9 protein-coding genes and 1 tRNA gene are annotated in these 13,759 nt (G+C 41.2%); 3 read left to right on the forward strand and 7 right to left on the reverse strand.

Annotated elements, in window-relative coordinates:
* Position 1 precedes the first annotated feature (1 nt).
* The 3 genes from feoB to D1013_RS02270 all read right to left on the reverse strand — a co-directional run bounded on the left by feoB (position 2) and on the right by D1013_RS02270 (position 3,209).
* Positions 2–2,227 carry a ferrous iron transport protein B gene (feoB, locus tag D1013_RS02260; protein ID WP_121847341.1) on the reverse strand — a complete coding sequence of 742 codons (2,226 nt, stop codon included), beginning with the start codon at positions 2,225–2,227 and terminating at the stop codon, positions 2–4.
* The gene (locus D1013_RS02265; RefSeq protein WP_121847342.1) at positions 2,224–2,469 is read right to left on the reverse strand and encodes a FeoA family protein; all 246 of its coding nucleotides are present in this window, start codon (positions 2,467–2,469) and stop codon (positions 2,224–2,226) included. The genes feoB and D1013_RS02265 overlap by 4 nt, the downstream gene beginning before the upstream one ends.
* A 65-nt stretch (positions 2,470–2,534) precedes the next feature.
* A complete protein-coding gene (locus D1013_RS02270; protein WP_121847343.1) occupies positions 2,535–3,209 on the reverse strand; it encodes an SCO family protein in 675 nt (224 codons plus the stop codon).
* A 159-nt stretch (positions 3,210–3,368) separates the two neighbouring features.
* Here D1013_RS02270 and rseP point away from each other — a divergent pair, with 159 nt between their 5' ends.
* The 3 genes from rseP (at position 3,369) to D1013_RS02285 (ending at position 6,488) form a co-directional block, all read left to right on the forward strand.
* On the forward strand, positions 3,369–4,724 hold the full coding sequence (rseP, locus tag D1013_RS02275) for an RIP metalloprotease RseP (RefSeq protein ID WP_121847344.1): 1,356 nt from the start codon (positions 3,369–3,371) through the stop codon (positions 4,722–4,724).
* A gap of 76 nt (positions 4,725–4,800) precedes the next feature.
* A tRNA-Asn gene (locus D1013_RS02280) sits at positions 4,801–4,874 on the forward strand.
* A 234-nt stretch (positions 4,875–5,108) separates the two neighbouring features.
* On the forward strand, positions 5,109–6,488 hold the full coding sequence (locus tag D1013_RS02285; RefSeq protein WP_240467927.1) for an arylsulfatase: 1,380 nt from the start codon (positions 5,109–5,111) through the stop codon (positions 6,486–6,488).
* Between the two features lie 55 nt (positions 6,489–6,543).
* On the opposite strand, the gene D1013_RS02290 is transcribed toward D1013_RS02285, so the two are convergent.
* The 4 genes from D1013_RS02290 to D1013_RS02305 all read right to left on the reverse strand — a co-directional run bounded on the left by D1013_RS02290 (position 6,544) and on the right by D1013_RS02305 (position 13,585).
* Positions 6,544–8,337: a prolyl oligopeptidase family serine peptidase gene (locus D1013_RS02290; RefSeq protein WP_121847346.1), complete on the reverse strand. Its 1,794-nt coding sequence runs from the start codon at positions 8,335–8,337 to the stop codon at positions 6,544–6,546.
* A gap of 10 nt (positions 8,338–8,347) precedes the next feature.
* On the reverse strand, positions 8,348–9,601 hold the full coding sequence (locus D1013_RS02295; RefSeq protein WP_121847347.1) for a mechanosensitive ion channel family protein: 1,254 nt from the start codon (positions 9,599–9,601) through the stop codon (positions 8,348–8,350).
* Between the two features lie 107 nt (positions 9,602–9,708).
* Entirely contained in the window at positions 9,709–10,827 is a 1,119-nt protein-coding gene (locus D1013_RS02300; RefSeq protein WP_121847348.1) for a glycoside hydrolase family 88/105 protein, read from the reverse strand.
* A gap of 10 nt (positions 10,828–10,837) precedes the next feature.
* Complete coding sequence (locus tag D1013_RS02305) at positions 10,838–13,585, reverse strand: glycosyl hydrolase (protein ID WP_121847349.1); 2,748 nt, start codon at positions 13,583–13,585, stop codon at positions 10,838–10,840.
* Between the last annotated feature and the right edge of the window lie 174 nt (positions 13,586–13,759).

Genomic DNA, 13,759 nt, shown 5'->3' on the forward strand with positions numbered 1-13,759 from the left:
ATTATTTCAATGTTTGATAGGCTACCAAAGCCATGAGGTAGGCGATGATACTCATAGAAATTAACTGATATGCAGGCCATTTCCAAGAATTTGTCTCCCTTTTAACAATTGCCAAAGTGCTCATACATTGCATTGCAAAGGCATAGAACAACATAAGCGATATTCCCGTTGCTAGATTAAAGACCGGTTTTCCACTAGGTCTTACTTCAGCGGCCATTCTATTCTTGATTGTTTCTTCTTCATCGCTTCCTACACTATAAATGGTGGCCAAAGTACCAACAAATACTTCTCTGGCTGCGAAAGAAGTGATAACGCCTATACCTATTTTCCAATCATAGCCCAGAGGGGCCACAATGGGTTCAATGGCTTTTCCGGCATAACCAATAAATGAATTTTCAAGTTGAAAACTGGCTATTTCCTGCTCAACGGCAGTATTGTATAAATCTTCGTTTTCGTCTTTGATAAGTTGTCGGGTCGACTTTAAATCAAAATTCAAATCAATAGCCTCTCCCTCCCCACTTTCTTCACTATTTAGGTTCTTGGCGATAAACGTTTTGGTAAACGGAGTGAACCCTTCTTCTTCGATTCTGTTGGTTACAATTTCTTCCGCATTATAAAACTCTTTGGTAAAACCGTAGGAACCCAAAAACCATAACACAATTGAAATTGCCAGTATGATTTTACCTGCACCTAAAACGAAACTTTTGGTTTTCTCAACAACGGTATAAAGAACGTTTTTAAAGAGAGGCCAACGATAAACAGGCATTTCTACCATAAAAATCGATTTACCTTTGATCTTTAAAAACTTGTTCAGAACCATGGCCGAAAGCACGGAAGCTGCGAAGCCAATCAAGTAAAGCGACATAAGGGTCAGGGCCTGATAGCTAAAACCCAAAACAGCCCCTTCTGGAATGACCAGCGCAATCAAGATCAGATACACCGGTAACCTAGCGGAGCAGGTGGTAAAGGGCACCACCAGAATGGTAATCAACCTTTCTTTCCAGCTATCAATGGTTCTGGCTGCCATTACAGCAGGAATGGCACAGGCCGTACCCGACATAAGCGGCACTACACTCTTACCGGTAAGACCGAAAGGTCGCATAACCCTATCCATCAAGAATACAACACGGCTCATATACCCGGACTCTTCCAAAAGAGCCATAAAAAGGAAGAGAAAGGCAATTTGAGGAATGAAAATAACGACACCCCCTATGCCCGCGATAATTCCCTCTGCAAGCAAATCGGTCAATATGCCGGGGGGAAGGTTGTTGGATGTCCATTCCGCCATAGCGGCAAAACTTTCGTCAATCAGATCCATAGGGTAACCGCTCCACTCATAAATAGCTTGAAAAATAAGCATGAGTATCGCTATGAAAATAACATAGCCCCATATCTTATGGGTAAGGATTTTGTCGAGGTCGGCCCGAGGCCCTTTGGCGTTTCTAAAATCTATCTTATAGCTCTCTTTAAGCGTACCATTGATAAATTGATATCTAAGAACCGTTTCTTTGTGCTGAAGGCGCTTCAGGTCTGCCTTTGATTTTGACTTTAGGTTATCAAACTCGCTTGGATCTTTCTTGGTTAAAGGCGAGAAATTCACATCTTGAGTCACCAGCAGCCATAGTTTGTAGGCCTCATAGTCGGGAAACAACTTCTCTAAATGCGAAAAATAGGTCGGTTCAATAATCCTGCAATCTATACTCGGCTCATCTGAGAGCTCTTTGTAATTGTGAATGAGTTCTTTTAACCTCTCAATACCCTCTTTTTTTCTTGTGCTTACCAAAGCTACTTTGGTATTCAATTTTTCCTCCATAAGGGGAATGTCCAATGTAATGCCCTTTCGAGACATTCGATCCGACATATTGATTACCAATATGGTGGGTATTTGTAAATCTTTGATTTGGGTGAAGAGGAGCAGGTTTCTTTTAAGATTTTCTACATCGCACACCACTACGGCCACATCAGGATAATCTTTATTGGTATTATCCATCAAAATTTCAGCAACAACACTTTCGTCGGCGGAAGTAGTATTGAGACTATAGGTGCCCGGTAAATCTAAAATATGAGCTTTCGTGCCGCGAGGCAATTTGCAAATACCTTCTTTTTTCTCGACAGTGATGCCAGGGTAATTACCAACTTTCTGATTAAGGCCGGTTAATTGATTGAAAACGGAAGTTTTTCCGGTATTAGGATTGCCGATGAGGGCAACGTTAATGTTTTTACTCATTGTTGGTGGTCCGCTTCAATAAGGTCTAGCTCAATCTTTTGGGCCAAATCTGTTCTAATGGCAATGTGCGAACCGTTAACATTAATATAGATGGGGTCGTTCAAGGGTGCTCGCTGCACCAGTTCTACCGTATTGCCCGGCAAACAGCCAAGCTCGAGAAGTTTAATGGGCAGGTCGTTATCGGTAAAATCTTTGATGACTCCTTTTTGTCCTTTCTTTAATGTGGCTACAGTAATTGACAAACCTTATTTAGATTTATTAAAAGTAAGAGCAAAAATAAGGTAATTTATCTATCTGCACGTGCGAATTAGTTATTATATGAATTCTTTAGTATCCTTAGGTCATTCATTAGCTCGTCAACATCCTCACTCTTAGTGCCATCGTAGAAGCCCCTGATGCGTTTTTCCTTATCTACCAGAATAAAATTCTCAGTATGTATCATGTCGTAGGGTCCGCCATCACCATCGGTCTTTACTGCGAGGTACGATTTTCTGGCAAGCTCATAGATTTGTTTTTTATCTCCTGTAACCAAGTTCCACTTCGAATCATCGACCCCTTTTTCCAAAGCATATTTCTTCAGTTGTGCCACCGAATCTATTTGGGGGGTTACCGAATGAGATAAGAGCATTACATCACCTTGGTCTTTGATCCGCCTTTGTATATCGGCCATATTTTTGGTCATAATGGGGCATATGGTAGGGCATGTGGTAAAGAAAAAATCGGCAATGTAGATTTTCTGGTCGTAGTCTCTTTGCGTAATGGTATCACCATTTTGGTTGATGAGTTCAAAATCGGAGATGGTATGGTACTTTTTTCTGAATTGAACGGTACTGTCGACCAATTCTGAGTTGACCATTGATGGTTGATAGATGGTCAACATTTTTTTAGGCTGTAATGCGTCATAAAAAAGATAAATAATAACGGCAGATAGTATCACTAGAACGATACCGAACAGTTTAAACTGTGCCAAAAACGAACGCATAATCTTTTTGACAAAGATACGTTAGTACAGTGAAGCATTCAAGGTATGAACACTATAGGCGTACTAAATGTTTCTTAAAAACTATTTGCACATCAACTTTCCTTTTTTTTTAGAGGTGGTAAAACCTTACTTTTGTGCGTTTAATTTTAGAAAATATAGATGGATCCCATATTGATCAAGACCATTCAATTCTTTTTAAGTCTTTCGCTTTTAATCGTACTTCATGAATTGGGTCATTTTATTCCAGCTAAGCTTTTCAAGACCAGAGTAGAGAAATTCTACTTGTTTTTCGATATCAAGTTTTCCCTTTTTAAAAAGAAAATAGGAGAGACCGTTTACGGTATTGGGTGGCTACCTTTAGGTGGTTATGTGAAAATCGCGGGTATGATCGATGAGAGCATGGATACCGAAGCTCTTAAAGAAGAACCGAAAGAATGGGAGTTCAGGAGTAAACCGGCTTGGCAGCGCCTAATTATTATGATTGGCGGGGTTACCGTTAATTTTATACTGGCCTTTATTATTTATATAGGATTGGCCTATACGTATGGTGAGCAAATCATACCGGCCGATAGCCTTAAAGATGGGGTAAGGGTCGTTGAGCAAGAGATTGGCGACCAATTGGGTATAAAGACAGGCGATAAGATTTTAGCGGTCGATGGTAACAAGATTGAGGATTTCAATACTGTTTTCATGGAAATCATCAACGGTAACTCCATTACTATTGAGCGTGACGGTCAAGTGATGGAAAAAGAGATACCCGTAGATTTTATTTCTACATTGATAGATGATAAGGATAAGGCCAGGTTTCTTAGCTTTCGTCAGCCCTTTATCGTTCAGGAAATAGCTCCTGATTCGCCCAATAAAGGTGCTGACCTTCAAAAGAATGATGTGCTGGTGGCCATAAATTCGCAACCAGCCACTTATATGGATGAGGTCGTTCCTATTTTGGAGGCCAATAAAGGAAAAAAAGTTACCCTTACCATTAAAAGAGAGAATGGTGCGACCAAAAAGGTCGATGCCCAAGTTAGCGACGATGCCAAAATAGGCGTAGCTATTGCTACGACCATGAAAGAGTATGAGCGTATGGGTTATTTCAGAATCGAGACCCGTAAGTATTCTTTTATGCAGGCTATTCCTGCTGGTATCGATCGTGGTGTAGGTACCGTAACGGGGTATCTGAAGCAATTAAAGAAAATTTTCAACCCAGATACCGGTGCTTATAAGGGAGTAGGTGGTTTTGCGGCTATTGGCGGACTTTTTCCTGATTCTTGGGATTGGGAGATTTTTTGGAGTACCACAGCCTTCTTATCAATTATGTTGGCCGTTTTAAACCTTTTGCCGATACCAGCTTTGGATGGTGGACATGTCATGTTCCTTCTTTATGAAATAGTTACAGGCCGTAAACCGAGCGATAAATTTTTAGAGTACGCGCAAATGATCGGGTTCTTTTTATTGTTAGCGCTTATTCTCTTCGCCAATGGTAATGATTTGTATCGTTGGTTGACCGATAAATAGATTAAAAAATTTGTTGGGCACAAATAAAAAAACATTTATATTTGCACCCGCTTTAAGAGATTAAAGCATCATATTTTCCTCCTTAGCTCAGTTGGTTAGAGCATCTGACTGTTAATCAGAGGGTCCTTGGTTCGAGCCCAAGAGGGGGAGCTTAATTATAGAAAGCCTTTCGAGAAATCGAGAGGCTTTTTTTTACTAACTAAGTCTATAAAGCCCATGAACTGAAACTATTATATTTCATATCTTCCATACGCAATAAAACCAAGGTTATAATCCTTCACAATTTTTTCCATGCGTATACTTCTATTAATAGTGCTATCAGGGTTTATCTTTCTTTCATGCAATTCCGGTAAAAAAAATCGCGACGCTCAAAACCAAGAAAAAGTGGAACGAGTTGAAAAGCCAAACGTTATTTACATTCTAGCCGATGATTTGGGTTACGGAGATTTGGGTTGCTACGGCCAAACAAAGTTCGCTACTCCGAATATTGATAAATTGGCCCAGAAAGGAATGCTATTTACCCAACACTATTCGGGTAGTACCGTTTGCGCCCCTTCTAGATCGGCTTTGATGACCGGTATGCACACAGGCCATACCGTTGTTAGGGGCAATAAAGAGGTAAGGCCCGAGGGGCAACATCCGATTCCTGATAGCACCTACACCTTGGCTGAAGCATTTAAAAGCGCGGGGTATCAAACGGGAGCCTTTGGTAAGTGGGGTTTGGGGTATCCCGGATCGGAAGGTGACCCGACAAAACAAGGTTTTGATACTTTTTTCGGATACAATTGTCAACGTTTAGGCCATAATTATTATCCGAGACATTTATGGTCTAATAATGATTCCTTAATTCTGGAGGGCAACCACGGTACCAAAAAGGAGGTCTACGCCCCTAATTTGATTCATGAAAAGACCCTTGCTTTTATAGATGAGAATAAAGAGAATCCATTTTTTCTATATGTTCCGTCTATAATTCCACATGCAGAGTTAGTGGCCCCTGATAGTATTATGAACGCTTTTCGGGGTAAATACGACCCTGAACATCAATTTCAGGGAGTTGATGAAGGACCGGATTATAGAAATGGGCCGTACGGAAGTCAAAAGGAAAGCCATGCCGCCTTTGCCGCTATGGTTTCGTTGTTAGATTTGCAAGTAGGGGAAATTATGGATAAGGTAGAAGAACTTGGTTTGACAGATAATACCATCATTGTCTTTACATCCGATAACGGGCCGCATCAAGAAGGTGGTGCTGACCCTGATTATTTTGACAGTAACGGGCCTCTAAAAGGGTATAAGAGAGATTTATACGAAGGTGGTATTCGGGTGCCTATGATTGTCAGTTGGCCGGGCGTGATTGATGAAGGAAGCAAAACCGATCACATTTCAGCTTTTTGGGATGTTTTTCCAACCTTGACCGAGATCTTGAAAATTGACTCCCCTAATAATATCGACGGAATTTCCTTTTTGTCTACCCTAAATGGGGATAGTGAAAGCCAGAAAGAACATGAATACCTGTATTGGGAGTTTCATGAAAAAGGAGGTAGACAGGCCGTTCGTATGGGAACTTGGAAAGCCGTTAAATACGATGTTTTCAAGGGAAAGGAATCTAAAATTGAACTTTACGATCTGGAAAACGATTTACAAGAAGAGAATAATGTGGCTGCTGATCATCCGGAAATTATAAAAGAGATGCAAATGATTTTAGACTCAGCCAGAACCCCATCTTCAGTGTATCAGTTTTCGCAAACGGGTTATTTAAATCCTTAGTAATTTCTTTCTTTATCCTATGAATATTTAGAGAAGATTTTCTTGCCAATGAGTATCACTCCCTCCCCAACTTTTCCACAACACTTTGAGGTACTTTTAAAACGGTGCCGTGGCGGGTACCTTCCGGAAAGCTGATTTGGTCGCTGATATCTTCCCATTCTTTTAAATCTTTAGAGCGTACCGCACCGTATTGGTGGTCTATGTATTTGTCAAAATACACTACCCAATGCCCGTCTACCATGGCAGCGGTGGGGCCTTCTGCCCAATAATTTCCAGTTATGGGTTTGCTAGCAGCACTATAAGGGCCTGTAAGCTTATTGGCATAGGCAATTTTTATGTTCTTTTCCGCAGGCTCTCGGGTTTCATCCTTTAAAAACATCACGAATTGGTCCCCATGCTTTTTAATGCTGGAATCAATGACATTAAAACCGGGTTCATACAGGAGTTGGGTATCGCTAAAATTTTTAAAATCTTTTGTGGTTACATAGTACATGCGATGGTTATAGCCGCTTTCTTCTTTTGATTGGGTTTCCGGAAATTTCCCTTCAATGGTACTGGCCCAATAAATCATATATGTTTTGGTGTCGGAATCATAAGTAATTTCCGGAGCCCATGTATTTCTGGCTTTAGGTTCATGGGCCATCACGGGAATGAACTGCTGCTCAGACCAATTGATCAAATCATCTGAATGAGCATAGCCAATTCCACGGTCCGTCCAACTAACTGTCCAGACCATGTGGTACTTATTGTCCCCTCCTTTAATTATACAAGGATCTCGCATTAGGGAATCTTTACCTACTAAAGGTGTTAAGAACGATTGGTCGTTCTTTAGCGTTTTCCACTTAAGGCCGTCGTCACTTTGCGCAAAATGGAGACCGTCTTCTCCATTTCCCTTAAAATAAGAGAATAGGTAGATTTCCTTTTTGACAATATATTCATGGGCCCGAAGCCAATGCTCCAAATCGTCAGGCCAATACTGGTTGGTACCCACAACGCCAAGACCCATACCGTGCCTTCCTTTTTCATATAGGTGCATTTCGGCATCCACTTCATTGTTTTTAAGAGCCAAATAGTAGTTAATACTGTTCTCTACCGGCACCGCTTTATCGACCGTGGTATGAATTAGAAATGTGGGTGGTGTTTGTTTATTTACCTGTTTCTCGTTCGAATACTTCTGAAGGTCTTCTGCATTGGCATTTTCTCCCAATAGATTGGTACGAGAACCCATGTGGGTGATGTTCTCATCCATGGAAATGACAGGGTAAACCAAGATAGAGAAGTCAGGTCGGGCACTTGCCGTATAGTTTGAAGTATATACCTGGTCGTTGTAGTGGGTGGATAGAGTGGAAGCCAAATGACCTCCTGCAGAAAAGCCCATAATGCCTATTCTATCTGGCTTGATTTTCCATTCTTTTTCTTTCGAACGTACCATTCTCATAGCTTCTTGTGCATCTTGCAGCGGACCGACCGATTTATTTTTCATCGTTCGATCGTTAGGCATGCGGTATTTAAGAACAAATGCCGAAATACCTAAGGTATTGAACCAACGTGCTACTTTATGACCTTCTTTTTCGATGGCCAAATGTGAATAGCCACCACCGGGGCAGATAATGACAGCTGTACCAGAATTATTTTGCTCATCTGCCAGATAGATACTTAACTCGGGTTTAGAAATTTTGCTGTAACCCCGAATCTTACCTTGACTATCGTACTGCACTTCTTCTTTAAAGGAAGTGTCTTCAATAGCGTCAGGTGCTCCTTTAGGCCAAAGATTAATAGTCTCTTGGGCTTTGACGTTTAACAAAAGGAGTATCGCTAAGAAGGGTAATGTGTGACGGAGCTTTTTCATAGTTCTCGGTTCAAGTTTGTGGTATAGGTGGAAATGAGAGCGGAAACTCATACAGTTCTAAATCGAAAAATGGCAGTGCAGACATCAAATGATCAAAAATATCGGCCATAATGTATTCATAATTCTCCCAGCGTTTGTCGCTGCTAAAGACATATATTTCTAAAGGAATACCCTGTGTCGTAGGTGCCAATTGGCGCACCATAAGGGTCATGCCTTTGTTGACCGCCGGGTGGTTTTGAAGATAGTCATTTACATACTTTCTAAAAACACCAATGTTGGTAAGAGTTCTTCCGTTGATTGCCAAGCTTTTGTCGATGTTGTTCGAATCGTTGTGCGCGTTTATCTGTTCACTTCGGGTGTTGAGGTAGGGTTCTATAAGTTGAATCTTCTTCAAGGCTTCTATGTCTTCACTAGTTAAGAAGCGAATGCTTTTCTGGCTGATGATCAGGGCCCTCTTAATTCGCCTGCCTCCCGATTCTTGCATGCCGCGCCAATTTTTGAACGAATCCGATATCAATGAATAGGTAGGAATGGTGGTTATAGTCTTGTCGAAATTTTGAACCTTTACCGTAGCAAGGGTTATTTCAATTACATCTCCGTCGGCCCCATATTTTTCAAAAGTAATCCAGTCGCCGATTCGAACCATATCATTGATACTAACTTGTATACTCGCCACCAAACCAAGAATGGAATCTTTAAAAATTAAAAGTATAACAGCAGAACCCGCACCCAATGCGGTGAAGAATTTGATAAACTCTACTTCTGTTATAATGGCTATAATGGTGAGCACACCTACAAACCAGGCGAAAATCATAAAAACCTGTATGTAGCTATCCATCGGTTTATCACGAAACCTAGGCTTTGTTTTCAAGTAGTCGTTGATACTTCTAAATATGCTTTTGACGGTAAAGAGTGTTAGAAATACAAAGAGTATGCGCAACAATTTGAAGACGATAGTGCCTGCATATTCAAAATCGACCATAGCAAAAGGCACGATTTCAAATAGTATGGCCAAGGGTAAAATATGTGCTACATATCTGGGTACTTTATTGGCGACTAAAAAGTTATCGAAATTGGTCTTTGATTTTCGGGCCAACCTTAAAGAAACGGAACGCAGAAGCTTCCAGATAACCATGTCTAAAAACCATGCAAGAATCAGGGCCGCCAATAATAACACGAACATGTTCAGGTAGGCGGCAGAACTTTCGTTCATACCCATTTCCAAAAAATACTTATAAAGCAAACGCGGTAATCCGTTATCCATCAGGAAAATTTTAATCTTGAGGGAACAAAAATACATCTAGAAAAGCAATGCAAGTTTTTTAAGGGCGGGTATAACAAAAATTTAAATATTCGAATCGGACAAAGATTCTACTTCATTTTATAGATTTCACTACCGGCCAAAAGAAAACACCCGAGACCGTAATCTTCAAAATCGGGTACCTTGTCATAAGATAGTGGCTGACCATCTTTGGGCTCTTTTCCGGTGGACTGTAAATAACCCAGAAAGCCGTTGTTGTGAAGCCCGTCTTTTATCATGGCCTCCCATGCTTTTTTAATGACCGGCAGGTAGGTGTCCCTATCCAGAATTTCATTATTTACGCCGTAGGCCATGGCAAAGGTGAAAAGTGCCGTGCCCGACAGTTCTTTGCCACCAAAGTTTTTAGGGTCATGCAAGCTTACGTTCCAAAAACCGTCTTTTCTTTGAATGGGAATCAGTGCCTTGGCCATAGTTTTAAAGTCATCGATGTACTGGTCTCTATGAGGAGCGCTTTCCGGTATAATGCTCAATACCTTTGCTAAAGCGCCAATTACCCATCCGTTACCGCGGCTCCAATACGAATCTTCACCGTTAGGTTCGGTATAAGGTGGGTCAAAATCTGCATCACGCCACCATAGACCGTCCTCAGCATTAAAAAGCCCTTTCTCGCCATGCTCGTTTCTCGTGAACATATACATTTCATACATTTTTTCATAGTACCGCTCGTCGTTCTCAAGAACACCCATTTTGGCAAATACGGGCATACCCATTTGTATGGCATCTATCCACCACCAATCATCAACTTGCGGGGTGTTTAAAAGCATATTTAGCGTGGATCTGGTGGCCTTTAATTTTTTCGAATCGGGCTCTAGGTTATAGAGGTCTATGTAGGTTTGGGCGGCGCAGTAATCATCGGCATTTCGGTTGGCCGTGCCATAGCGAAAGCTCCAGTTATGAAATTCGGCCCAGTCGTATGCGTATTGGTAATACTCTTCCTTTGGCCAGATTCCGTAAAGTGCCATTAGCCCTTCGTAGTAAACGGCGCGCGTCCATATATTACTCGGACGTTCTTTGTTCGTAACAATGGTCTTGCCCACATCTGGCCATTTTTGCATGAAATAGGCATTGGCCAATTCCATGTTTTTAAGAACTTGTTCACGGTCAAAAGTTTGTGCTTGAACCATTGCTAATGCAAATAAGGCCAGTAGTGATGATAATACTCTTTTCATTATGCTATAGTTAGTTGTTATCGAGTTGTAAGGGTTGTAAGGTTGGTGTGTTCAAAAGGCCCGACGGCATTGGTTGCCACTTTGTGGCATCGAACTCTTTATAATCTTTGTTGACCATGTTGATTTCGTGAAAAATTTTCCATTCTTCTCCTCGAAGTTCCTTTGCACGAATTCTATTTGCCGGAAGATTGGTCACTTCTATCTTAATGGAATTTCTCCCTTTTTTAAGAGTGTCAATATCTATTTGAAAGGGGTTAGACCAAAGCGCGCCCAAATATTCTTCATTGAGCCAAACTTTGGCACTTTCCCGAACATCGCCGAGATGAAGTCTCCAATGATTTATCTGTTCGTCGGGGTTTTCAAAATCTATCTCATATTTCGCGGTACCAGAAAAGTACTCGGCTTCCTTTGAGAGTACTGTCCATGATTTCAATTGATTAATTTTCGTTGTCTTGGGCAGCTGCGGTCCTCCGCTAATAAATGACAAAGTCCATTCGCCTTCTAACGGATATTCAGTTTCGATGGGTTTCGAATAATTCCACGTGGGCATATTACTTTCCTTCCCCGATTTTAAAAATAGCGACCCCCCTGACGGTATCTGAACTTTTACCAAGGTCTGTTCACCTTGCTTTTGAGTGGCTGCTTTTCCAAAAGTCTTTGTAAGTGGGTCTAGAATAATGACTTCTTTTGCCTCCGCTGTAATGGGAATGTAGTCATCAATATTTTGGGCAGTATGGTTCACCAAAAAGTACAGTTGCTCACCCTCAACTTTTCGTTTGATAAATTTGAGTCCTGATTTTACCAAGTTTTCGTGTTTGACCCCTGCCATTTTTAAATCTTCCCAAAGATCGGTGGTTGGTTTCAGTTTATTTTCGGACATCAAGGCTTTTAGCATTTCACATCTTTTTTCAAACTCGAAAAAACCCGGAACGGTCGACGGCAAATCTTGAAAAATAATCGAGGCCCCTTCTTCTTTTAGCGAAATCAACTTTTCGAGTGTAGCAAAAGGCATATGTTCAATAGGAGGTACCACAAGGCTCTTATAGGTTCCTCCTGGAAGCACGATTTCTCCATTTATGACTTTAGCTTCTTCTATAAATCGATCGCTGATAAAATCGGTTGAAATCCCTTTTTTTATAAACTCTTGATTGGTTTGGTAAAATGGGGTTTTCAATAACCATTCATCTAACGAGTGTATTTTGAATTGAAAAAAGAGGGACCCGTTGTGGAACTCATGCCAAACATCATGTATCGGCCAATAAAGCAAAACATCATTATCAGGTTGCCCCGATTGTAAAAGACTTTGGCAGTTCGCGATATAAGAGAATAATTCAGAAGCGTCTTGCCAAATAGTATTATTCGGGTTAAAGTTGACCGAGGCATAGAATTTCCAACCGGGCCATTCGGCTCGATCTGGTGAATAAGTAGCACCGTGAAGAAAGATATGGTTGATACCATTTAAAAGTAAATCTTCGGCTTCTGGTTTAGTTTGTGATAAAGCAGTTTTAAAATGGTCTCGTAACCAGGTAAATGTTTCTGACGAGGTTAGCTGTTTACCTGAAATGTGGGCGGCTGAAGAAGAAAATTTGAGCATGACCGCATCAGCATCGCCCTGCCTTATATCTTCTTCCTCCCTTCGTAAACCCTCAATTTCATAGGGCATTGAACCAAAAGTTTCACATTCGGGTATATCGGCCGACGCGTACATGTCGATGAGATTGCCCGGAGAGCCATGAGCCTGTAAACGCGTAAGAAAACCTTTTTCATTGGCCCATTCGGTCCATGGCCGGTCAAATTGCGTCAATAGTAAGTCTGATAATGTCTCTCGGTAATCGCTACGCAGTCTATTCGCGGTTTCGTTATTACCACTCAAAAGTTGCTGAATATAAGGTCTTAAATCGTAGCCTCTACGTTCTTGAAACTCCTTAAAAAATCTAGGAGTAAAATCGGTACCATACACCTCATAACTATCATTGAAAATGGTGCGAAGGTTTTTGCCATGCGTTGAGAAAGCTTCATTAAAAGGTTTCACATAATTTTGAAAGGCCAATTTTGAGTAGTGGTCTACGGTCAAGCCAGCTCCACCAGGGGCGGCACGCTTTACTTGTTGCCCCGTTTTTGCTTCGTAGAACAGGTAAAGCTTGTAATCCTTGCGTTTGGTTTTCCATTTCAAATGGCCGTCTTTAGCCAAGGATGTCAGATTTTCATAATGGCCCGAATTATCAAAAGCTAAGATTTCAATGGGACGAGAGGCACCTCTATCTTTTTCATTTTTGGGAAGAAGTTCCATATCGATTTTTTCACCTTTAGAAAGATGCAAGGTGTCGATAATTAATTTGGTCGCTGCGTCTTCTTGCGTTACTTGAGGGCCGCCATAGGGCCATCCAGTACCAAGCGTCATATCCACTCCCATGTTGTTCTCTCCTGCAGTTTTGATGGTGTAATCCAGGGCGTTTAACCATTCGGAAGACAGATACTTCAAATAGTTTTTTTCTTCCCCTTTGACTCCGTAAATAGGCTGAATTTCCACCCCGCCTAGCCCGGCCTTTGACATTTCTTCGAGTTGGGCTTTAATATTGGGTTCATCAACTGCATTGCCCATCCACCACCAGCGAGTCCAAGGTTTGTGTGTTCGGGTAAGCTCGGGCCACGGTTCTGTAGATTGATTTTGGGCAATGGCGGAGGAAGACATGAATAGTATACATCCAAATAAAGTAATCGATTGCGCAAATAATCTGTTCAATTTATGTTCTTGCATGGTGTTTTCCCGCTATTTGATAAATGAGAGTGCCCTAAAATAAGACCGGTATTTTTCACCACCATCCTGTGCTGTACTGCAAGCCCCTAAAATAGGGCAGTATACTACAGGATGCCGCACCCTTGTTCTATTGCTATTTTTGAATTTCGATTTGAAAATATACAAAGGATTTCT

This window comes from Euzebyella marina (assembly GCF_003687485.1).
Classification (GTDB): Bacteria; Bacteroidota; Bacteroidia; order Flavobacteriales; family Flavobacteriaceae; genus Euzebyella; species Euzebyella marina.

Coding starts and splice junctions, on each gene's coding strand:
- feoB (WP_121847341.1), bottom strand. CDS start 2,227: ATGAGTAAAAACATTAACGTTGCCCTCATCGGCAATCCTAATACCGGA.
- D1013_RS02270 (WP_121847343.1), bottom strand. CDS start 3,209: ATGCGTTCGTTTTTGGCACAGTTTAAACTGTTCGGTATCGTTCTAGTG.
- rseP (WP_121847344.1), top strand. CDS start 3,369: ATGGATCCCATATTGATCAAGACCATTCAATTCTTTTTAAGTCTTTCG.
- D1013_RS02290 (WP_121847346.1), bottom strand. CDS start 8,337: ATGAAAAAGCTCCGTCACACATTACCCTTCTTAGCGATACTCCTTTTG.
- D1013_RS02295 (WP_121847347.1), bottom strand. CDS start 9,601: ATGGATAACGGATTACCGCGTTTGCTTTATAAGTATTTTTTGGAAATG.
- D1013_RS02300 (WP_121847348.1), bottom strand. CDS start 10,827: ATGAAAAGAGTATTATCATCACTACTGGCCTTATTTGCATTAGCAATG.
- D1013_RS02305 (WP_121847349.1), bottom strand. CDS start 13,585: ATGCAAGAACATAAATTGAACAGATTATTTGCGCAATCGATTACTTTA.